The organism is Micromonospora salmantinae (assembly GCF_022230905.1).
GTDB classification, from domain to species: Bacteria; Actinomycetota; Actinomycetes; order Mycobacteriales; family Micromonosporaceae; genus Micromonospora; species Micromonospora salmantinae.
In genome coordinates this window covers 146,217-167,307 of the sequence record NZ_JAKKFG010000004.1, presented here as the reverse complement: position 1 = coordinate 167,307, position 21,091 = coordinate 146,217, and the positions used below count along the sequence as shown (strand labels likewise).

The 21,091-nt window shown below is 72.2% G+C and carries 19 protein-coding genes; 10 read left to right on the top strand and 9 right to left on the bottom strand.

Annotation, left to right across the window (positions count from 1 at the left end; genetic code table 11):
- The first annotated feature begins 56 nt into the window (after window positions 1–56).
- The 3 genes from PSH03_RS03320 (at window position 57) to PSH03_RS03310 (ending at window position 2,502) form a co-directional block, all read left to right on the top strand.
- On the top strand, window positions 57–962 hold the full coding sequence (locus PSH03_RS03320; RefSeq protein ID WP_238688209.1) for an alpha/beta hydrolase: 906 nt from the start codon (window positions 57–59) through the stop codon (window positions 960–962).
- Window positions 959–2,224 (top strand): acyltransferase family protein, encoded by a 1,266-nt coding sequence (locus tag PSH03_RS03315; protein WP_238688208.1) that lies wholly within the window; start codon window positions 959–961, stop codon window positions 2,222–2,224. The genes PSH03_RS03320 and PSH03_RS03315 overlap by 4 nt, the downstream gene beginning before the upstream one ends.
- Before the next feature lie 62 nt (window positions 2,225–2,286).
- Window positions 2,287–2,502: a hypothetical protein gene (locus PSH03_RS03310; protein ID WP_196925116.1), complete on the top strand. Its 216-nt coding sequence runs from the start codon at window positions 2,287–2,289 to the stop codon at window positions 2,500–2,502.
- Between the two features lie 110 nt (window positions 2,503–2,612).
- On the opposite strand, the gene PSH03_RS03305 is transcribed toward PSH03_RS03310, so the two are convergent.
- Window positions 2,613–3,884, bottom strand: coding sequence for an MFS transporter (locus PSH03_RS03305; RefSeq protein ID WP_238688207.1), 1,272 nt, complete (start codon window positions 3,882–3,884; stop codon window positions 2,613–2,615).
- A gap of 73 nt (window positions 3,885–3,957) precedes the next feature.
- Here PSH03_RS03305 and PSH03_RS03300 point away from each other — a divergent pair, with 73 nt between their 5' ends.
- On the top strand, window positions 3,958–4,830 hold the full coding sequence (locus tag PSH03_RS03300; RefSeq protein ID WP_210786381.1) for a LysR family transcriptional regulator: 873 nt from the start codon (window positions 3,958–3,960) through the stop codon (window positions 4,828–4,830).
- A gap of 7 nt (window positions 4,831–4,837) precedes the next feature.
- On the opposite strand, the gene PSH03_RS03295 is transcribed toward PSH03_RS03300, so the two are convergent.
- From PSH03_RS03295 to PSH03_RS03285, 3 genes are read right to left on the bottom strand one after another with little or no spacing between them, the layout of a single operon-like run.
- Entirely contained in the window at window positions 4,838–5,788 is a 951-nt protein-coding gene (locus PSH03_RS03295; RefSeq protein ID WP_112619645.1) for a VWA domain-containing protein, read from the bottom strand.
- Window positions 5,785–6,786 (bottom strand): DUF58 domain-containing protein, encoded by a 1,002-nt coding sequence (locus PSH03_RS03290; protein WP_210786397.1) that lies wholly within the window; start codon window positions 6,784–6,786, stop codon window positions 5,785–5,787. Before PSH03_RS03290 ends, PSH03_RS03295 begins: the two co-directional genes overlap by 4 nt.
- Complete coding sequence (locus tag PSH03_RS03285) at window positions 6,765–7,862, bottom strand: AAA family ATPase (protein ID WP_210786380.1); 1,098 nt, start codon at window positions 7,860–7,862, stop codon at window positions 6,765–6,767. The genes PSH03_RS03290 and PSH03_RS03285 overlap by 22 nt, the downstream gene beginning before the upstream one ends.
- A 241-nt stretch (window positions 7,863–8,103) precedes the next feature.
- On the opposite strand from PSH03_RS03285, the gene PSH03_RS03280 reads away from it, so the two are divergent.
- The 3 genes from PSH03_RS03280 to PSH03_RS03270 all read left to right on the top strand — a co-directional run bounded on the left by PSH03_RS03280 (window position 8,104) and on the right by PSH03_RS03270 (window position 10,650).
- Window positions 8,104–8,334 carry a hypothetical protein gene (locus PSH03_RS03280; protein WP_210786379.1) on the top strand — a complete coding sequence of 77 codons (231 nt, stop codon included), beginning with the start codon at window positions 8,104–8,106 and terminating at the stop codon, window positions 8,332–8,334.
- Window positions 8,335–8,576: 242 nt separating this feature from the next.
- A complete protein-coding gene (locus PSH03_RS03275) occupies window positions 8,577–9,110 on the top strand; it encodes a PH domain-containing protein (RefSeq protein WP_210786396.1) in 534 nt (177 codons plus the stop codon).
- A gap of 43 nt (window positions 9,111–9,153) precedes the next feature.
- Entirely contained in the window at window positions 9,154–10,650 is a 1,497-nt protein-coding gene (locus tag PSH03_RS03270) for a PH domain-containing protein (RefSeq protein WP_238688206.1), read from the top strand.
- 47 nt (window positions 10,651–10,697) lie between these two features.
- Here PSH03_RS03270 and PSH03_RS03265 read toward each other — a convergent pair whose 3' ends face one another.
- Window positions 10,698–11,792, bottom strand: coding sequence for a phosphatase PAP2 family protein (locus tag PSH03_RS03265; RefSeq protein ID WP_282102933.1), 1,095 nt, complete (start codon window positions 11,790–11,792; stop codon window positions 10,698–10,700).
- 127 nt (window positions 11,793–11,919) lie between these two features.
- Between PSH03_RS03265 and PSH03_RS03260 the strand changes: the two genes are divergently transcribed.
- Together PSH03_RS03260 and PSH03_RS03255 are read left to right on the top strand one after the other, a co-directional pair.
- Complete coding sequence (locus PSH03_RS03260; RefSeq protein ID WP_210786378.1) at window positions 11,920–12,324, top strand: thioesterase family protein; 405 nt, start codon at window positions 11,920–11,922, stop codon at window positions 12,322–12,324.
- Complete coding sequence (locus tag PSH03_RS03255) at window positions 12,321–13,151, top strand: MBL fold metallo-hydrolase (RefSeq protein WP_210786377.1); 831 nt, start codon at window positions 12,321–12,323, stop codon at window positions 13,149–13,151. The genes PSH03_RS03260 and PSH03_RS03255 overlap by 4 nt, the downstream gene beginning before the upstream one ends.
- Window positions 13,152–13,165: 14 nt before the next feature.
- Here the strand turns inward: PSH03_RS03255 and PSH03_RS03250 are convergent, their stop codons facing one another.
- The 3 genes from PSH03_RS03250 to PSH03_RS03240 all read right to left on the bottom strand — a co-directional run bounded on the left by PSH03_RS03250 (window position 13,166) and on the right by PSH03_RS03240 (window position 17,428).
- The gene (locus tag PSH03_RS03250) at window positions 13,166–14,992 is read right to left on the bottom strand and encodes an alpha-galactosidase (RefSeq protein WP_238688205.1); all 1,827 of its coding nucleotides are present in this window, start codon (window positions 14,990–14,992) and stop codon (window positions 13,166–13,168) included.
- A gap of 234 nt (window positions 14,993–15,226) precedes the next feature.
- Complete coding sequence (locus PSH03_RS03245) at window positions 15,227–16,162, bottom strand: carbohydrate kinase family protein (RefSeq protein ID WP_238688204.1); 936 nt, start codon at window positions 16,160–16,162, stop codon at window positions 15,227–15,229.
- Between the two features lie 114 nt (window positions 16,163–16,276).
- A complete protein-coding gene (locus tag PSH03_RS03240) occupies window positions 16,277–17,428 on the bottom strand; it encodes an XdhC family protein (protein WP_238688203.1) in 1,152 nt (383 codons plus the stop codon).
- A 370-nt stretch (window positions 17,429–17,798) separates the two neighbouring features.
- Between PSH03_RS03240 and PSH03_RS03235 the strand changes: the two genes are divergently transcribed.
- The gene (locus PSH03_RS03235; protein WP_210786435.1) at window positions 17,799–18,887 is read left to right on the top strand and encodes a lytic polysaccharide monooxygenase; all 1,089 of its coding nucleotides are present in this window, start codon (window positions 17,799–17,801) and stop codon (window positions 18,885–18,887) included.
- Window positions 18,888–19,005: 118 nt separating this feature from the next.
- On the opposite strand, the gene asnB is transcribed toward PSH03_RS03235, so the two are convergent.
- A complete protein-coding gene (gene asnB, locus PSH03_RS03230; protein WP_091405235.1) occupies window positions 19,006–20,967 on the bottom strand; it encodes an asparagine synthase (glutamine-hydrolyzing) in 1,962 nt (653 codons plus the stop codon).
- Window positions 20,968–21,091 lie beyond the last annotated feature (124 nt).

Sequence of the window (21,091 nt, the reverse complement as noted above, 5' to 3'; positions counted from 1 at the left end):
GGGCCCCGCCCCTGGGCGCACTCTCCCTCCGGACGACATTCCGGAGGGAGAACGTGATGCGACGACGAGGTGCCAGCCGGGTGGCGATGGCCGCGCTGCTCGGCGTGAACCTGGTCCTGCCGACCCGACCCGAGCCGGCCACTGTGGCGGGGTTCGTCGAGGCGTACCCAGTGATGGCGGCGGCGATGCGCGCGGCCGGCCCCCCGTACGCGGACTGGGTGGCCGACGGACGCCGGTTCCTGCTGTTCGACGGGCGTGGTGACGGCCGCGCGGTCGAGGTGTTCGGCGACCTCGCCGACGCGGACCGGATCGCGGTGCTGGTGCCGGGGGTCGGCAGCACCCTCGCCGACTTCGACAGGGGGCTGGGCGGGGTGGCCCGGCGGGCGCCGGCGGTGCAGGCCGGGCAGCTCTACCGGGAGCTGCGGGCGACCGACCCGACGGCGCGGGTCGCGGTGCTGGCCTGGCTCGGCTACGACCCGCCCGACGGGGTGTTGACCGCCGCCGGTGGCGTCAGCGCACGGCGCGGCGCGGCCGGGCTGGCCAGGCTGCTGAGGGAGTTGGCCGGGCGGCGTCCAGCGGCGGCGATCACGCTGGTCGGGCACAGCTACGGGTCGTTGGTGGTGTCGCTGGCGGCGGCGCAGGCCCCGGCCCAGGTCACCGACGTGGTCAGCCTCGGCGGCGTCGGCGCCGGGGTGCAGCGCGCCGACGACCTGCCCGGCGGGCGGCGGTTCTGGGCGGCGGAGGCGCCGACCGACTGGATCCGTCGGGTACCGCCGGTGCGGCTGCCGGGCCTGGGTTTCGGCCGGCGACCCGGCGATCCGGCGTTCGGCGCCCGCCCCCTGCCGGTGGGTGGGGTGGCGGGGCACGACGGCTACCTCGCGCCGGGCAGCGCCGCGCTGGTCGCGGTGGCGGCGGTCGTGCTGGGCGGCGTCGACACCGATCGGATCGGGGAGGCCCGATGAGCCGGGACCGTGCCGTCGACGCGCTCCGGGCGTACGCCGTCGGCGGTGTGGTGCTGGGGCACTGGTTGGTCACCGGTTTGGTGTTGGCCGGCGACGGCGGGCTGCACCAGGCCAGTCCGCTGACCGCCCTGCCCGATCTGGCCCCGGTGACCTGGGTGTTGCAGACGCTCGGGTTGTTCTTCTTCACCGCCGGGTTCGGCTCGGCCCGGTCGCTGGCCCGCTACCCGGGCGGTGCGTGCGGTTGGCTGGCCGGTCGGCTGCGCCGGCTGCTGCTGCCCGCTGTGGCGCTGCTCGGTGTTGGTGCCGCAGTGCTGCTCACCGCCACCGTCGTCGGCACCTCGGACGACACGCTCGCCGTCGCGCTGCGGCTGGCGGTCAGCCCGCTGTGGTTCCTGCTCCCGCTGGTGATCCTGGTCGCGGTGACCGGCCCGCTGCGCGTCGCCGTACGCCGGTGGGGGGTGGCGCGGTGCGGTGCGCCGGCGGTGGCCGTGGTGGCCGCTGTCGACCTGGCCGTCCGTCTGCTGCCGGCCGGCACCGACCTGCCCCCGGTCACCGTGCTGGCGGCCTGGTCGGTGCCGTACCTGCTGGGAGTGGCGCACGCCGACGGGCGGCTGGACGGGCGGCGGGCGGGCGGCACACTGGCGGCCGGTGGGGCGGTCGCGCTGGCGGCGCTGCTGGCGCTCGGCTACCCGGCGAGCGCGGTCGGCGTGCCCGGGGCGGGGGTGTCCAACCTGAACCCGCCGTCGCTGCTGGTCGTGGCGCTGGCGGTGACCCAGGTCGGGCTGGGGCTGCTCGCCCGGCCGGCACTGCACCGGCTGGTGACCCGGCCGCTGCCGGGCCGAGCGGTGACCGATGTGAACCGGTCCGCCGTCCGGATCTACCTGTGGCACCAGCCGGTACTGGTGGCGGTGACCGCGCTCACCGCCCGCAGCGGGCTGGCCCTGCCCGGTCTGCACACCGCCCCGGACGGCCCGGGGTGGATGCTGGCGCGCTGCTGCTGGCTGCCGCTGCTCGCCGTGGTGCTGGTCACCGTGGTGCGGGTGGGGCAGCCGATGTCGTTCCGCCGAGGCGTACGCGCTGGTGGCGAGCGGCGTCGCCAACCGGGCGGTGGAGGGGTCTCCGGCCGGTCGGCCGAGTGCGTTCCGCCGGCACCGCAGGTGTACGATCATCGACGTTCCGGCCCGCCCGACTTGCAGGAGGTGATCGCTGTGCGAGATAGCGATCCTCCCAGTCGTGGCCGGGCCGATGGTCAGTCCCGCTGAGCCACGACTCAGTCTGGTGAGCTGACCCCGCTCCGCTCCCCACCACGTCGGCAACTGCCGAGGTGAGTGTGCCGCGCCGCCCGATCCCGGGCGGTCGCCGGGAGCCGCCCGGTCACGACTTCGTGTGCGCGTCCCCACCCCCTGCGGTCCGCCCCCGCACGCGGACCGTCCAGCCGCCACCCGGAGCCGTCATGAGCCGCTACGTCGCCCCGCTGGGCTTCACCCTCGCCGCCGTTTGGGTGGCCATCGTCTTCGTGCTCGCCGGTGGCGGTCACTGACCGTCGCTCGTCCGAGGTTGTCGGTTGCCGGCGTGGGTGCGCCGCAACCGCCATCGAAGCGTAGAAGTTGGTCACCGACACGAAGCGCCGGGAGTATCTGGACCGCCTGCTCACCCACGACTCCTGCGCGCGATTGCCCACCTGGGGCGAATCGTGGCAGGAGGTGTCCCGTCGCCGCGGGCGCCTGCTCGGCTGACCCGTAACGGTGCGGGAATCCGCCAGGGCCCGGCGAGGAGCGCGACGCCGATCTGCGCGACGCCAGCGACGACCAGCGTTGTTCCCGTGCCGAGCAGGCCGATGATCGTTCCGCCGGCGAGCAGGCCGAGCGACACAGCCCCGTCGTGCACCAAGCTCTCTGCGGCGAAGGCCGCTCGTCGTTCCGCGCCGTCGGTGCGGACACTGATCAACCGGTTCACCGCCGCGATACCGAGAGGCATGGCGAAGCCGCCGACCGCCGCCAGGTAGGCGATCGACGCCAGCGACGCGGTGAACAGCGGCAGAACCATGAAGGTCGCACCGAGAACGACCCAACCGGCGGCGATGGTCGCCAGTGGCGGCAGCCGGGGTACGAGCATCGGCGCGAGCAGTGCGCCGACGACGGAGCCCGCACCGTACCCGGTCATACCGGCCGCGATGAGTAGGCCCGGCCGACCTGTCTCGGCGCCGAGGATCGCCAGGCCGAGCGTGAAGGCGAACCAGGCGAGCCCTCCGACCCCACCCATGACCACAGCGCGACGCACATCGGGATGTCGGGACAGGACGTGTCGCAGGGCAGGAGCGTCGCCCGTTGCCCCACCCGGGGCGACGGGGGCGCGGCCCCGTACGGTCAGCAGCGCGACCACACCAATCCCGACGCCGAGCGCCTCGGCCCAGAGCAGCCGGAACGGACCGTCAAGCGTGATCGCCCAGCCGGCCAGCGGCGGTGCCAGGATCATAGTGGCGCGATGGGCGAAGTCCTGCCAGGCGAGCATCCGGGCGGCGAGTTCGGTGCCCAGTCCGTCGCAGATGTCGGCGAGCAACGCCCGCTGGGCCGGGCCGCTGAGCGCGGTGCCACAGCCGGTGATCAGGCCCGCGGCGATCAGGTGGATCGGGCCGACGGTGCCGAGCACGGCGCCGACAGGCACTACCAACAGCCCGATCACCTGGACGGCGAGCACGCCGGCCAGCGCACGGCCGGTGGTGAGCCGCTGCCGGATGCGGCGAGCCCACCAGGCCGAGGTGAGCATGGGTAACCCGACCGCCCCGCCGACCAGCCCGGTGGCCCAGGTGGAGTCGGTCTCGGCGAGCGCCACGAGGGGCAGCGCGAGGGCTGTCGTACGCTGCCCCATCCAGGTCAGGAATGTCGTCGTCAGCATGACGGCGATGTCACGTCGAGCGGTCATGGAACCAATCCTGATCTTGCCTGGCACCGTCGGGTAGATCGCGGATCGGCGGAGTAGCTCATAACCTTGGCTTATGAACTCATCGCCATCGGTCGAGGACCTTCGGCTCGTCGAGGCGCTCGCTCGACACGGCTCGCTCGGAGCGGCGGGGCGGGAACTGCTGATCAGCCAGCCGGCCGCCAGCAACCGGCTGGCGGCGCTGGAACGGCGGATCGGCGAACGGCTCTTCGATCGGGACACCACCGGGGCGCGGCCCACCCCGGCCGGCAGGGCCCTCGCGGCAGAGGCGGCACACGTCCTCGCCCATCTGGCAGAGATCTTCGATCGCACCCGGGTGGCAGCGCACACCGGGACGCTCACGATCGGCACCTTCGGCAGCCTCGCCCCCTGGCTGTTTCCGGCGCTGGAGGAGTTGCTGGCCGGAAGAAACGTGCACCAGGTCACCGACCATGGCGACCGACTGGTCGACTGGGTCGGCGAGGGCTCACTGGATGCGGCCTTCGTCGCGATCGCCAATCAGATGCGGCTGCCCGGCACCGTGAGCGCGCTGCCCATCGGCGCCGACAGGCTGGCCGTACTCACCCCGCCGGACGTGACGCTCCATGCCGGACGTCGGCCGTTCGCCGGACTCGACGTCATCGCGTACACCTACGACCTGTCCACGGCTGCGCTGCACCGGCGGCTCTCCGAACTGGGTGCTCGACCACGCGCGGCAGCCACCGCCGAAACAGCCGTACGAATGGGCCGTCTGCTGCGGTGCCCGGTCGTCCTGCCCCGGGGAATGGGCCTCGCCTACGCCGAACCGCAGGAACGGGTCGGGGCCGTAGCGGTGGCGGGTCGGCTCATACTTCACCTGGTTACCCGCCGGCCCACGCCACCCGTCCTGGCCCGCGCCGCGCTCAGCCTGCCCGCCCGCCTGGCCCTGGACCCATTGATGAAACCCTGAGCCGGCTTCAGAGCATCCGGGACGACCAGAGCAGACTGAACGCTCCCGCGCAGAGCGCCAGCAGCAACGCCACCCCGGCGTACCACTGGGTCACCTCACGCGGCTCGGTGCGGAACCCGATCGAGCTGCCCATGTCCTGGTAGACCTGCTTCAACTCGCTCACCGAGGCCGCCTCGTAGAAGTAACCCTCGGTGGTCTCGGCCAGCTCGGCGAGGGCCATCCGGTCCACCGGCACCCGCTGCAACTGCCCGCCGATGTCGACCTGCCCGGTGTCGGTGCCGAAGGCGATGGTGGAGACCGGAACGTTCGCGGCCTGCGCGGCTGCCGCCGCCTCCTCCACCGCCCGACCGGAGGTCCGGAAACCGTCGGAGAGCAGCACGATCCGTGCCGGCGGAATGCCCGCCGCGCCGTCGGTCGGCACCGACCGGATCGCCTCCAGGCAGGTGAACACCGCCTCGCCGGTCGCTGTCGCCTCGGCCAGCACCAGCCCGTCGATGGCACTGGTCACCGCGTCCCGGTCCTTGCCCGGCGGCACCAGCACGTTGGCCGCCTTGGCGAACGACACGAGGCCCAGGTTGTAGCTCTCCGGCAGCTCACTGACGAACTGCTTGGCCGCCTCCTGGGCCGCCTCCAGCCGGTTCGGCGCCACGTCGTCGGCCTGCATCGACAACGACACGTCGATGGCGAGCATCACTGTGGCCCGCTCCAGCGGCTCCTTGGTGTCCACGGCGGGACGGGCCAGCGCGGTGGCCAGCACCAGCAGGCAGAGCAGGAACGCGGTCGCCGGGACGTGCCGACGCCAGCCCAGGCCCTTCGGCGCGACAGTACGCAGCAGGTCCACATTGGTGAACCGCATCGCGTACGCCCGGCGGTGCAACTGCCGCCAGACGTAGAACGCGGCGAGGGCGAAGACCGGCAGCACAGCCAGCAGCCACCACGGTTGCAGAAAACGGATCATCGTGTCGTCCCCCTGGTACGCGCGTGCCGTTGCGCGGCCACGAATCGCACCATGTCCAGCAGCCAGTCTCGGTCGGTACGCAGACGCAGGTGGGCCGCGCCGGCGCCGCGCAGGGCGGCGGCGATGGTGGCCCGTTGGGCGGTGGCGGCCTCGGCGTAGCGCTGCCGCAGCCGCGGGTCGGCGGTCTGCACCTCGTGCAGCTCGCCGCTCTCCGGGTCGACCACCGGCAACACTCCCACGTCAGGCAGCTCCAGCTCACGCGGGTCGACCACCTCGATCGCCAGCACGTCGTGGCGGACGCGCAGCTTGCGCATCGGCCGCGCCCACTGCTCGGCGGGCGCGAGGAAGTCCGAGACCACCACTGCCACCCCGCGACGGCGGGGCGGACGGTTGAGCATCTCGATCAAGGCGCCCAGATCACCACGGCCGGGCTGGATGGCGGTGCCGGCGACGGCACGCAGCAGGCCCTGCGCCTCCTTGCGCCCGGAGCGCGCCGGCAGCCGGGTGAGCACCCCGGGCCCGGCCGGCGGTGGTCCGCCCCGCCAGCGTCGGGCCGGGGCGGACGCCCCGCCGCCGGTGCCGATCACGGCGCCGATCCGGTTACCCCCGCGCACGGTCAGGTGGGTGATGGCGGCCGCGGCGGCCACCACCACCTCCCGTTTGAGCCACTGACCTGTCCCGAAGTCCAGGCTGGCGGAGAGGTCCAGCGCGAGCCAGGTCTCCAACTCCCGGTCGGCGACCGTACGCCGCACGTGCGGTGTGGTGGTCCGGGCCGTGACCGGCCAGTCCATCCGGCGCACGTCGTCGCCGGGGCGGTACTCCCGGGACTCTCCCGCCTCACTGCCCGGTCCGGGCAGCAGGCCGGCGTAGTCGCCCTGGAGCAGACCGTCGAGCTTGCGGGTGACGAGCAGCTGAAGCCGGGACAGCACGGCCTCGCTACGGTCGGCGAGGGGAGCCGGACGAGGGGTGGGTGAGGTCACGGGCGCTGCCCGGGCCAGCCAGCGCCCGGCGGCGGCGCGATCGACGGCGGGGTGGCCTGCTGCCGGGGAGCGACCGCCGGGAGCGGGATCGTCGACATCACCCGCTGCACGATGTGGTCGGCGGGTACGTCGTCGGCGAGCGCGTCGTAGCTGAGCACCAACCGGTGCCGAAGGATGTCGGGCGCGATGTCCTGCACGTCCTGCGGCAGCGCGTAGTCACGCCCGCGCAGCAGCGCCAGGGCGCGGGTGGCCCGGACCAGACCCAGCGAGGCGCGCGGGCTGGCCCCGTACTGGATCAGTTGCGCGACGTCGGGCATGCCGTGCTCGGCCGGGGCCCGGGTGGCCAGCACCAACCGCACCGCGTAGTCGACCAGGGCGTTGTGGACGAAGACCTGGTCCGCCTTGCGTTGCAGGGCGATCAGCTCCGGGGTGTCGAACACCGCGGTCGGCTCGGGCGCGGTCACGCCCATCCGGTAGACGATCTCCCGTTCCTCGGCGTCGGTCGGGTAGCCCACCACGATCTTCATGAGGAACCGGTCCCGCTGCGCCTCCGGCAGCGGGTAGACGCCCTCCTGCTCGATCGGGTTCTGGGTGGCCATCACCAGGAACGGGTCCGGCACCCGGTGGCTTTCCCCACCGATGGACACCTGCCGCTCGCTCATGACCTCCAGCAGCGCGGACTGCACCTTCGCCGGCGCCCGGTTGATCTCGTCGGCGAGCAGGAAGTTGACGAAGACCGGGCCCAGCTCGACGTCGAACTTCTCGCTCGACTGCCGGTAGATCCGGGTGCCCATGATGTCGGCGGGCACCAGGTCCGGGGTGAACTGGACCCGGGCGAAGGACCCACCGACGACCTTGGCGAGGGTCTCCACCGCCAGGGTCTTGGCCACCCCGGGCACGCCTTCGAGCAGGCAGTGACCGCGGGCGAGTAGCGCGACGAACATCCGCTCCACCATCCGGTCCTGCCCGACGATCACACGTTTGATCTCGAACAGGCCCTTCTCCAGCAGGGTGGCGTCCTGCGCGGGTGTGGTCACCGGGGCGGGTGCCGCTCCGTTCGGCGTCGGGGCGTCGGGCATGGTCGGCTGGGCCACCGGTCCTCCACAGCGTTTGTCGGTCGTCGCGGCTCGTGCGGTATCAAGACTCGCACGCCTTGCTGAGTGTCGAGGTGGGGAGAAGCCGATTTTGACCGCGCCGTCCCCGGCGGCCGAATCACGCATCGAGGGTGTGCACGGACCGGCCCGCCGCGTGTACGATTCACCCCGTCGCCGGGCGACTCCCCCCGTGGTCGCCCGGCGCTCAAGCTCTCCGTCCCGCCGCCCTAGACTGGCCGGGATGAGCATCCCCTCCCCCGCCGACGAGGCCCTGGTCTGTTCGGCCCGGGGCTGCCGGTCCGCCGCCGTCTGGGTGCTGGAGTGGAACAATCCCCGTCTGCACGACGCCGATCGGCGCAAGACCTGGCTGGCCTGCGCCGCGCACCGGGGCAGCCTCGGTGACTTCCTCGACGCTCGAGGCTTCCTGCGTGCCGTCACTCCGGTGCCCGGATCGCCTACGCTCGACCTGTGAGCGGCGACCCTCCGGCTTCCCCCGGCCCCACCTCCCCGTCCTGGCCGCCCACCCCGGCCACCGCACCACCCGGCGTCGACCCGCCGCCCGGCGCGTTTCCGGCACCCGGCACGCTCGGCCCGGAGCCCACCGCGCCGGACGCCTCGACGCCCGCCCCGCTGCCACCGGGCGCGCTGCCGCCCGGTCACCGGCCGGCACCCGCCGCCGACCAGCGCGCTCCCGACCTACCGCCCCCCGGCCTCCTGCCGCCCGAGCCCGGCGCGCTGCTGACGGCTGCGCCGGGTGGTCGGGGTCCACTGGAGCCCTGGCCGGACACTGTCAACTGGCAGCCGATCTCCACCGATCTGATCTGGGTGGAGCTGATCCGGCTGGCGATCGTGGTCGCCATCGGGCTGGCGGTGACCGGGGTCGGCTGGGCGCTCAGCGGTCACTCGTTGTTCGGGCTCGCCGTGGCCGTCGTGCTGGTGTTCGGCGCGTGGCGGGCCGTCGCGATCGTCCGCGCGGTCCGGGCCTGGGGGTATGCCGAGCGGGAGAACGACCTGCTGGTCCGGCACGGGTTGCTGGTCCGTCGACTCTCCATCGTGCCGTACTCGCGGATGCAGTTCGTCGACGTGAGCGCCGGGCCGTTGGAGCGCGCCTTCGACCTGGCCACAGTGCAGTTGCACACCGCGGCGGCCGCGAGCGACGCCCGGGTGCCCGGACTGCGTCCGGCGGAGGCTTCCCGGCTGCGCGATCGACTCACAGCGCTCGGCGAGGACCGGGCGGAGGGGCTGTGAGCACCCGCGCGCGCAGCCGCCGACCGCGCCGAGGGCCGCTCCGATGAGCGACGGGCCAGCCGAGCCGAGCACCGTGCCGCCCACCGGCCCGACGCCACCGGGGCCGGTGCTGCCCGCTGGCGCGGCACCGCCTGGGCCGGTGCCAACTGGCGCGGCACCTGACGGGCCGGTGCCGCCCGGCACGCCCGCGCCGTGGCCGGCACCACCGGGCGGCGGCGAGGGCGAACCCCGGCAGCGACTGCACCCGCTCAGCCCGGTGCTGCACGGCGCCAAGTCCCTGGTCGTGGTGATCGCCGGGCTGTCCTGGTCGACGCTCTCGCGCGTGGGATTCGGCTGGTTCGCCGCCATGGTGGCGGTGCTGGCGCTCGGCGCGACAGTGCTGTCGGTGATCAGCTGGTACAACACCGGCTACCACGTCGTCGGCCGGGAACTACGGGTGTACGAGGGGCTGCTCTGGCGGCGTACCCGGGCCATCCCGTTGGAACGGTTGCAGGCCGTGGAAGTGGTCCGACCGCTGCTCGCCCAGCTCACCGGCCTGGCCGAGCTGCGCCTGGAAGTGGTCGGCGGAGGCAAGGCCGAGGCGCCACTGGCGTACCTCGGGGTGGCCGACGCGGCGCTGCTGCGCGAGCGTCTGCTGGCGCTGGCCGGGCGGGTGGCGCAGCAGCCCGCGCCCGGCGACGCGGCGGCCCCGGTGGCCCCGGGTGCGACGGCGCCACCGGCGGCCGTACCGGGCCGGCCACTGCACGCGGTACGCAACCAGAACCTGCTGATCAGCCAACTGCTCACCCCGCAGGCGTTCCTGCTCCCGTTCGGTGTGGCCTTCGTCGTGGTGCAGTTCCTCACCGCGGGTTCGTGGTCGTTCGTCGCGGTGGCGAGCACCCTGACCGCGATGGCGGGTGTGCTGCTGCAACCGATCCGCCGGGTCCTCGACGACTGGAACTTCCGGCTGGCCCGCGACGGCGCCACGCTGCGGGTGCACAACGGCCTGCTGGAGACGCGGGCGCAGACCGTGCCGCTGGAGCGGGTGCAGACCGTGCGGGCCACCTGGCCGTTGCTGTGGCGGATGAAGGGCTGGCTGCGGTTGCGGCTGGAGGTGGCCGGTTACTCCGTCGCGGAGGCCGACGACCGCAACCGGCCCGACCGGCTGCTGCCGGTCGGCGACCTGCCGACGGCGACGATGATCGTCGCCGAGGTGCTTCCGGGGGTACGCCTCGACGCGCTCACGCTGAGCCCGCCGCCGCGCCGGACCCGTTGGCTGCACCCGCTGGGCCGTGCCGCGTTCGGCGCGGGCCTGTTCGAGCGGGTGTTCGCCACCCGGTCCGGACGGCTCACCCGACAGTTGGTGATCGTGCCGTACGCCCGGATCCAGAGCGTGCGAGTGGTCCAGGGGCCCATCCAGCGCCGTCTCGGCTTGGCCACCGTCCACGCGGACACCGCGGGCGGCTCCGGCGCCACCGCCCAGGACCGCGACCTGGCAGAGGCCTGGGCCCTGGCAGCCGACCTGACCACAAGAGCCCACCAAGCCCGCACCCAACCCTGACCCCCACCCCACCCCACCCCCACCCCGTCCGGGCCCGGGCCGGGGGGTTAGTGGTCGGCGGGGACTGCGGGGTGGGTGGTGGTGTCTGGTTCCCGTGGCGTTGGGGGCTCGGGTTGGCCGGGCGGGGGATCGGTGGGGTCCGTGGGGTCGGCGGGCTGCTCCGTGGGCCGTGCCGCCTTGGCGCTCGGGTGGCGGGCCCGCCACGCCGTCCAGCCGCGCTCCGCCAGACCGACCACCAGGAAGGTCAGACCCACGTAGGCCCAGCCGACCAGCACGTCGATCACGTAGTGCTCACCCGAGTAGACCAGGGTGAAGGTCATCGCCAGCGGGTACGCGAGCAGCAGCGGCCACCAGCGACGACGGGTGGCGGTCAGGAAGAACAACACCACGAACAACGCCCACGCGGTGTGCAGCGACGGCATCGCGGCGACCGGGTTGGAGGCGATCTGACCGGCGTTGAGGACGTTTCCGGCACCGTGCATGCCGAACGCCTTCCAACCCCGGGTCGAGATCCGGGCGACCTCGGTGAGCAGGCCGTTCTGCGCCGCCCACCAGGGCGGGGCGGCCGGGTAGATGAAGTAGGTGACCAGGCCGGCCGCGCAGAGGAAACCCCACCGCCTCATGTACGCGGCCCAGCGGTGCCGGTCGCGCAGCCAGAGCACCGCGGCGGCGGCAAGCGCCACCACGAAGTGGGAGAAGTACACCCAACTCGCCGCGACATCCCACCAGTGCACCTGCGGGTGGTAGAAGTGCTGCTGCAACCAGACGGTGGGCACCTCACCGCCGGTGGCCCAGCCGAACATGAACTGGTCGGCGACGATCAGCTCCATCGCGTGCGGCGTGGCCCCGTTGTCGGCGAACCCGCGCGAGAGGTTGTAGATCACGAACAGCAGCACCACCGGCACCCAGTCCCGGGCGAAGCGCAGGTGGCTACGCCACGGCCGTTCGCTGTTCCATGCGATGGTCGCCAGCCAGATCCAGACGAAGGCGTACGCCGGGTCGGTGGGCAGCCCGATGGCCAGCCACGCGGCGACGAAGGCGACCGCCCAGACGGTCATGGCGACGACGCGCCGACGACCCCCGTCCGGGGACGCGGGCGGGTCGGTCCGGGCGGGGGGCTGGGGGTCAGTCACGACGGCCATCGGGGTCAAGGTTAACGACGGGTACGGCATCGACCGACGGGGACCACCCGTTGGCCGTCGGGGGTGGTGGCGCCCGGATCGTCGGGCGCGTGTTCGACGCGTCCGGCGAGCACCTAGGCTGACGACCATGCAGGAGCAGCCCGAGCCGGCCTTCGCGCCGGGTCTGACCGCCCAGGTCGAGTTGACCGTCACCGACGCGGACACCGCCCAGGCGGTCGGTTCCGGGGACGTACCGGTGCTGGGCACTCCCCGGGTGCTGGCGCTGGCTGAGGCGGCCACCGTCGCGGCGACGGCGACCGGGATGCCGCCCGGTACGACGACAGTAGGCACCCGGGTCGAGTTGGAGCACCTCGCGCCGACAGTGGTCGGCCGGACGGTCCGCGCGCAGGCGCTGCTGGCGACCGTCGACGGTCGCCGGCTGTCGTTCGAGGTCACTGTCAGCGACGGCGACCAGACGGTGGCCCGGGGCCGGGTGGACCGGATCCTGGTCGACCGGGGACGCTTCGTCGAACGGGCTGGGCGGGCGTCGTGAACGGCGGTTTCGTCGAGGTCGCCGACCGGGTGCACGTGCTGGCCGAACCGCTGCTGCGGGTCAACGTCACACTGGTCGTCGGCGACGACGAGGCGCTACTGGTGGACACGCTCTCCTCGGCCGCCCAGGCCACCGAGCTGGCCGCGGCAGTCCGGGCGGTCACCGACCGTCCGTTGACGCTGGTCAACACCCACCACCACTACGACCACTGCTTCGGCAACGCCGTCCTGGCCGGCGACCCACCCCGCCCGGTGTACGCGCACGAACTGGCCGCCACCGCCCTGCGCGAAGAGCCGGAGCGGCTGCGCCGGGAGGCGTACGAGGAGTTGCGCACGGAGCACCCGGCGCTCGCCGCCGAGCTGGCCGACACCCCGCTGCTCGCCCCGACGCACACAGTGCACGTCGAGACTGTCCTCGACCTGGGCGGTCGACGGGTGCTGCTGCGCCACCCGGGGCGGGGGCACACCGAGGCCGACCTGGTGGTGCACGTGCCGGACGCCGACGTGTTGGTGGTCGGAGACCTGGTGGAGCAGAGCGGCCCGCCAGCCTTCGAGGACTCGTACCCCTTGCAGTGGCCGGACGCTGTCGCGGACCTGCTGCGACTCACCACCGCGCGCACTGTGGTGATCCCGGGCCACGGCGACCTGGTGGACGTCGACTTCGTCCGGGCCCAGCACGCGGAGCTGGCGAAGCTGGCCTGGCTGATCCGGGCCGCGCACACCGGCAGCGCCCCGCCGGAGCGGGTGGCCGCCGAGGCCCCCTTCGGGGCCCGCCCGGCCCTGGTCGCGGCCCACCGCGGCTACCTGGAACTGACCGGCACGGCCTGACCCACCCAGCGCGGCTACACCTGGGTACGCCTCCACTGCTGGTGGGTACCGGTGCCACATGTCCACTGCGCCAGGCGGGCACCGTCGGTGGTGGCGGCGTTGAGCACCTCCAGGCACTTGCCGCTGTGCCGGGCGACGAGCTGCACGTACCCCGAGCCGAGATCCTGTACGCGCCACTGCTGGTTGGTGCCGCCGTTGCAGCTCCACTGGATCACGCGGACCCCGTCGGCGATAGCGGTCGCGCCGCCGTACACGTCGAGGCACTTGCCGCTGTGCACGCTGACCACCGTCTGGTAACCGCCACCCGCGTCCTGGAAGCGCCACCGCTGGTTGGGCTGACCGTTCGCGGCCCACTGCACCATCTCCGCGCCGTCGGTGGTCGCGTTGTTGTAGACGTCCAGCAGCTTGCCGCTGTGCCGCGCGGCGAGGGTGTACGTGCTCGGCACCGGCACCGTGGTGTCCGGGGTCAGCCGGTACAGCCCGGCTCCGTGGGCCGGGAGCGACCGGGTGAGGGTGCCGGTCACCGTGCCGAGGGCCGCGCCGGACCACAGGTCGGTCACGGCGGCCGACCCGATCCCGAGGTCGGCGAGGTTCACCGACACCTGCGCCGCGCTGCCGTCCCGGTTGAACAGGGCGACGTACCGATCGTTGCTGCCCGGCACGTCGGCGATCCACACCTGCCGGCTGCCGCCGTAGAGCTGACGGTTGTTGGTGCTGTTCTGGTTGACCCCGATGACCGCGGCGTTGGTCATCAGCGCCAACTCCGCGGCGCGGTTCTCGACCAGGTTGCCGCCCCACATCAGCGGCGCCCGGTTGATCGCCCAGAGCGACATCAGGCTGCGCTGCTCGTCGGGGGTCAGGTTGGAGTACCGCGGCGAGCCGACCGGCCCGTACTTGGAGAGCCGGCCGATGGGGATCATGTCGGCGTCGGGCCAGGCGCCGGTGGCGCGGTACGGGGTCCAGTTGCGCAGTTGGTCGAAGAGCGCGTCCACCGACGACCAGTTGTCCCACAGATCGTTGACGATCCGCCACATGTGCGCGTTGGCCTGGACGTGTGCGCCGCTGGCCAGCGAGGTCGGGCCGGGTGACAGGCTCAGCACCATCGGGCGGCCGCTGCGCTGGATGGCCAGTCGGTATCCCTCGACCTCCGACTGCCGGTACGTCGGGGCGGCGATGTCGTCCACCTTCACGTAGTCGACCCCCCAGGACGCCAGCAACTGGAACATCGAGTCCAGGTAGGTCTGGGCGCAGGGGTTGGACATGTTCAGGCCCCACATCAGGTTGAGCCAGTTCGCGGTGGTGGTGTTGTTGATCTGGTTGGCGCGGCAGGTGGTGCCGAGGATCGGGACGTTGTCGGCGACCGCCTGGCGGGGAATGCCTCGCATCAGGTGGACGCCGAACTTCAGCCCCTTCGCGTGGACGTAGTCGGCGAGCGGCTTGAACCCGTTCTCACCGGCGGCGGAGGGGAACCTGGTGGTGTCCGGCAGCAGCCGTCCGTTGGCGTCCATCCGGAGCCGGGGTTGCAGGTTCGCGTCCTGGTTGGGGCTGTTGTTGTGCCGACCGGGGTAGTACCAGGCCCAGTCGATCACCACGTACTCCCAGCCGAACTGCCGCAGGTTGGTGCCCATGTAGTCGGCGTTGGCCCGGACGTCGGCCTCGGTGACGCTCCAGTTGAACGAGTCGTAGCTGTTCCACCCCATCGGCGGGGTGTCGGCCACCCCGTTGTCCCACGCGATCGCCCGCTGCGGCGGGTCGGCGACGACCATCCCGGCAGCCACGAGAAGCACGACCAGTACTGCCGCGACGCGGCGGAACGCCAGAGGTACCAGAACCACCCGCATCAGAGCCTCCCCGACGGCACTCACGTTTCCATCGTGCATCGTCGATGTTAACGCTCACAAAACCCCCAGGTCAACCCACACGCGACCCCCACCCCACCCCACCCCCGCCGCGATCTTGCACTTTCTGCGGTGCCAAAGAGGAGCAAAGCGGACCAAACGTCGACCGAAACTGCAAGATCGGCGCCGAGGGCGGGGGTGGGGAGCGGGGGCGGGGGCGGGGGCGGGGGCGGGGGGTTAGGTGTTGAAGCGGTTTTGGACGGCGGTGCGGGTGGGCATGGCGGTGGCGCCGCCCGGGGATTCGCAGACCAGGCCGGCAACCCGCAGCGCGAAGGCGACGCGGTCGACCCAGCCCGACGGGCCCTCCGGCTCGCCGTCGACGAGCAGGTCGGCGATCAGCGCTGCCATCACGGAGTCACCCGCGCCGGTGGCGTCGATCGCGTCGACCTTGGGGGCCGGCACCCGGACCGGGTCGGCGTCGGCGGCGGCCAACACCGCACCGGCCGCGCCGAGCGTCACCACCACAGTGGCCGCCCCCAACTCACGCAGGTACGCCGCCACCCCCTCGACCGGCTCACCGGGATAGAGCAGCACCGCGTCGGCGGCGCTCAGCTTGACCAGGTGCGCGCCGGCGGCGAACTCGGCCACCACCTCGCGCAGCCCTTCCAGCGCGGCCGGCCCGTTCAGCAGCCGGGGGCGTACGTTCGGGTCGAAGACCCGCAGGCCGGTGGCGAGCGACCAGGCCCGGCGGGCGGCGGCCAGCGTGTCGGGTCGGAGCAGCACGATCGAGCCGCAGTAGAGCACGTCGGCGCCCTCCAGCAACGCCAGGTCCAGATCGTCGGGGCCGAACAGTCCGTAGGAGGCCGGCTCGCCGTAGAAACGGAAGTCCGGCTCCGGCCCGGCGTACGTGACCACGGCGAGCGTGGTCGGCGCCGGGACCATGATCGCCCCGGCCACCCCGACGTCGGCAGCGGTGAGGAAGGCGCGGATCCGGCCGCCAAGCGCGTCGTCACCGAGCGAGCCGACGAACTGTGCCGCACCGCCGAGTCGGGCCACCCCGACGGCGACGTTCAGTGGCCCGCCGCCGATGGCCTGCCGATAGACCCGCTCCCCGTCGAGTTCGCTGTCGAGCAGGTCGACGAGCGCTTCGCCGAGCACCACCGCGTATCCCATGCCGATCCTCTCGTCGTCGCCACCGGCCGCCGCTCGCCGAGCCGGTCGCCGTGGCACCAGGCTGGCACAGCGCACGGCCCGATGGGCACCGAAGGCCACGCACCGACGTGCGCGCTACCCCGGCTGGTGGATCGGCCCGTCGAGTACCGCGAGGGGGCGTCCGGTGCCGCCCCACCGGGCCGCGACGATCTGCGCGGCCACACTCACGGCGGTCTCCTCGGGGGTGCGACCACCGAGATCCAACCCGATCGGGGAGGCGAGCCGGGCGAGCTGCGCCGGGCTGAGCCCCGCCTCGCTCAGCAGCTTGTGTCGCTCGTCGTGGGTGCGTCGTGAACCCATCGCGCCGACGTACGCCAGCGGGTGGCGCAGCGCAAGCTCCAGCAACGGCACGTCGAACCTGGGGTCGTGGGTGAGCACGCACAGCACCGTCCGCTCGTCGAGCCGATCGGCCGCCAACTCGGTACGCAGGTAGCGGTGCGGCCACTGCACCACGACCTCGTCCGCCTCGGGAAAGCGCCGCGCGGTGGCGAAGACCGGCCGGGCGTCGCAGACGGTGACCCGGTAGCCGAGGAACGCGCCGATCCGGGCCACCGCGGCGGCGAAGTCGATCGCCCCGAAGACGATCATGCGGGGCGGGGTGGCGTACGCGGTCACGAAGAGGCTGACGCCGCCGCCCCGGCGCTGCCCGTGGTACCCGTACCGGAGCATGCCGCTGCGCCCGGCGGCGAGCAGCCCGAGGGCGTCGGCGCTGGCCGCGTCGTCGAGCCGGTCGTCGCCGAGCGAACCGACGGACCGTTGGCCGGTCAGCACCAGCCGCCGGCCGAGCCGCCGGGCCGGGTCGATCGGCCCGGTGCCCGGAGAAGTGCCGACGTCGGCGGCGACGCAGGTGACGATCGCCGCCGGTCGGCCGCTGCGGCGGGCGGCGGCGACCGCGTCCAGCGCCGGCAGGGTGCTCGCGTCGACGCGCTCCACGAACACGTCGAGGATGCCGCCGCAGGTCAGGCCCACTGTGTACGCGTCGTCGTCGCTGATCCCGTAGCGGCACAGCTCGGGTTGGCCGGTGTCGAGCACACCGCGGGCGCGTTCGTAGAGATCGGCCTCGACACAGCCGCCGGAGACGCTGCCGATGACAGTGCCGTCGGTCGCGACCACCATGGCGGTGCCGGGTGGCTGCGGGGCGGAGTGCCAGGTGGCCACCACTGTGGCCAGCGCGACCGGCTCGCGGTCGCGGCACCGGCGGTGCACCTCGTCGAACACGTCCGGCACCGGCTGCCGCCTCTCCGTTCCCGCTCCCCGTACGCAGGATATGGCGTTCAACGGCGATCGGCGGGTCTTCTCATGCATCGAGGAACGACTATTGCGCTCGGCCGCTGCGGCGTGGTGGGATGACGCGTACCGGGCGGTGCGAGGGCTGCGGGCGCCCCCCGGTTGCCGGGTTGGTTAGACGCGAGGGCACCGGTCCCGGACAGGACCGTCGACGGCGCACGTCCACTGGCTGTTTTCCGCCGGGGCACGTCGCCGTGATCGTCGCACCGCTCACGACAGCGGGGCGATCACGCCACATCCCACCCGATTGCGGCGGGGCGGCTCAGCCAGCGCCCCTCGCGAGTCAGGAGAACCCGTGAACCGTTCCCGTATGGCCGCCTTGCTCACCGCGGCCATGACCCTCGCGCTGGGCGTTGTCGCCCTGGCGTCCAATCCTCAGCCGGCCGCCGCGCACGGCGCGGCGATGACGCCGGGCAGCCGCACCTACCTGTGTTGGCAGGACGGCCGCAGCCAGACCGGTGAGATCAGGCCGAACAACCCCGCGTGCTCCGCGGCCGTGGCGCAGAGCGGGGCGAACTCGCTGTACAACTGGTTCAGCGTGCTGCGCTCCGACGCCGGTGGCCGGACCACCGGCTTCATCCCGGACGGGCAACTGTGCAGCGGCGGCGCAACCGGTTTCCGCGGCTACGACCTGCCCCGCACCGACTGGCCGCTGACCCACCTGACCGCCGGGGCGCGGCTGGACTTCAAGTACAGCAACTGGGCGCACCACCCGGGCACGTTCTACTTCTACGTCACGAAGAACAGCTGGAGCCCGACCCGGGCCCTGGCCTGGAGTGACCTGGAGGAGCCGTTCCTGACGGTGACCAACCCGCCGCAGCGCGGCTCGGTCGGCAGCAACGACGGGCACTACTACTTCAGCGGCAACCTGCCGTCGGGTAAGAGTGGCCGGCACATCATCTACTCCCGCTGGGTCCGCTCGGACTCGCAGGAGAACTTCTTCGGCTGCTCCGACGTGACCTTCGACGGCGGCAGCGGCCAGGTCACCGGTGTGGGTCCGGGCGGTACGCCGACCGATCCGCCGACCGACCCCACCGATCCGCCGACCGACCCGACGGATCCGCCGACCGACCCGACCACCCCGCCGCCGTCCGGCGGTGACTGCATGGCCACCTACAAGGTGTCCAGCGCCTGGCAGGGCGGTTTCCAGGGCGAGGTCACGATCATGAACCACGGCAGTACGCCGTTCGCCGGTTGGACAGCGAGCTGGACCTGGCCCAACGGGCAGGCGATCAGTCAGATCTGGGGTGCCACCCAGACATCGTCCGGCTCGACGGTGACGGCGACGAATGTCGCCTACAACGGCACAGTCGCACCGAATGGCACCACGACGTTCGGCTTCCTGGCGAGTTCCACAGGAACCAACGGGCTTCCCACAGTCACCTGCGCCCGCCGCTGACCACCACCCCACCACCACCCTGAAATGATCAAGAGGTTTGCGTCACCGGAACCGCTCCGGATGACGCAAACCTCTTGATCAACAGGTGGGGCAGGAGGCAGCAGGGTGGGGGCAGGGGTCAGCGGACCATGGAGCCGACCACCGGCTTCGTGAGCAGGGCGGACTGGTTGCGCTGGATACCCGGGTCGAGGGTCTTCGCCACGAAGATCGCGTGCCAGATGCAGAAGATCAGCACCGTCCACACCTTGCGGGAGTGGTCGGCCTCCTCCCGCTTGTGCTCGTCGAGCAGGCGCAGCGCGTACGACAGGTCGAGCAGGTCACCCGCGCCCGAGGTGCTGAGCACGTGCCGTGCCCACTCGTACATCTCGCCACGCAGCCAGACCCGGGTGGGGGTCGGGAAGCCCAACTTCTTGCGGTTGACGATGGCCGGCGGCACGACACCCTGCAACGCCTGACGCATCGCGTACTTGGTGGCGTCGGAGCGCGGCGGCAACTTCAGGTCGACCGGAATCTTCGCCGCGACGTCGAAGACCTCCCGGTCGAGGAACGGCACCCGCACCTCCAGCGAGTGCGACATCGAGATCCGGTCTGCCTTGACCAGGATGTCGCCGCGCAGCCAGGTGTAGAGGTCGACGTACTGCATCTTGGTGACGTCGTCGAGCTCTGTGCACTCGGCGTAGATCGGGGCGGTGACGTCCGTGTAGCGCACCGAGGGGTCGTAGCGGCGCATCAGGTGCTGCTTCTCCTCCTCGGTGAACATCCGGGCGTTGCCGTAGTAGCGCTCCTCGATCGGGGTGGTGCCGCGCTCCAGGAAGCTCTTGCCCTTGACCCCCTGCGGGATCGCCTTGGAGACCGCGCGCAGCCCCTTCTGCACACCGCCGGGCAGACCGTTGACGGTGCCCAGCGACAGCGGCTCCCGGTAGATCGTGTAACCGCCGAAGAACTCGTCCGCGCCCTCACCGGAGAGCACCACGGTGACGTGCTCGGCGGCCTTCTTGGCCACGAAGTAGAGCGGCACCAGCGCCGGGTCGGCCACCGGGTCGTCCAGGTGCCAGACGATCTTCGGCAGCGCGTCGATCATGTCCTGCGGACCGATCTTGGTGGGGATCGTGGTGACGTCGAGGTGCCGGGCCGAATCCTGGGCGACGTCGATCTCCGAGTAACCCGGCACGTCGTAGCCGACGGTGAAGGTGAGGATGTTCGGGTTGAACTCCCGCGCCAGCGCCACCACCGCCGTGGAGTCGATGCCACTGGACAGGAACGAGCCGACCGGCACGTCGGAGCGCATGTGCATGCGCACGCTCTCCCGCAGCGTCTCGCGGATCTCGTGGTAGAGCTTCTGCTCGTCGTCGACCGGGGCCGGCCGGAACACCGGCCGGTACCACCGGCGTACGTCGATCCGCCCGCCCGGCGTCCAGTTCAGGTACTCCCCGGAGCCGATCCGGCTGATGCCCTTGTGCAGGGTGCCGGGCTCGGGGACGTACTGCAGGGTCAGGTAGTGGCTCAGGTTCGCCGTGTCGACGCCCGCGTCGCCCTGGTAGTTGCTGTGCGCGAACGGCAGCAGCGCCTTCTTCTCCGAGGCCAGGTAGAGGCCGTCGGCGGTCTCCAGGTAGTGCATCGGCTTGATGCCGAAGTAGTCGCGGGCACCGAACGCCCGGCGTTCCTGCCGGTCCCAGATGACGAAGGCGAACATGCCCCGCAGCCGGGTGAGCACCTGCTCACCCCAGAAGTGGTAGCCCGCGACGATCACCTCGCCGTCACCGGCGGTGGCGAACTGGGCACCGAAGTTTCTGATCAACTCCTCGCGCAGCTCGATGTAGTTGTAGATCTCGCCGTTGAAGGTCAGCAGGTAACGGCCGTTCGCGTAGGGCAGTGGCTCGTGGCTCGACGCGACGTCGATGATGGCCAGCCGCTTGTGGGCGAACACGCCGTCCGCGTACCGGCCGGAGGCGTCGCCGACCACCTCGACCCCTGTCTCGTCGGGGCCGCGGTGGTGCAGGCATTCCAACGCTCCGGCGATGTGGTCGCGATGCGCTGCGGCGTTGCCGTTCGCGCTGAAGAAGGCCAGAAGTCCGCACATGGTGGCCATCTTTCCACGCGCGCTGTCGGCCCTTGCAGCCGTCCGTCGATCCACCCGACTCACAGGGGGCGTTACCGCCAACCGGACGCGCGGTACCGTCGGGACCAGCAACGAAGCGGAGGGA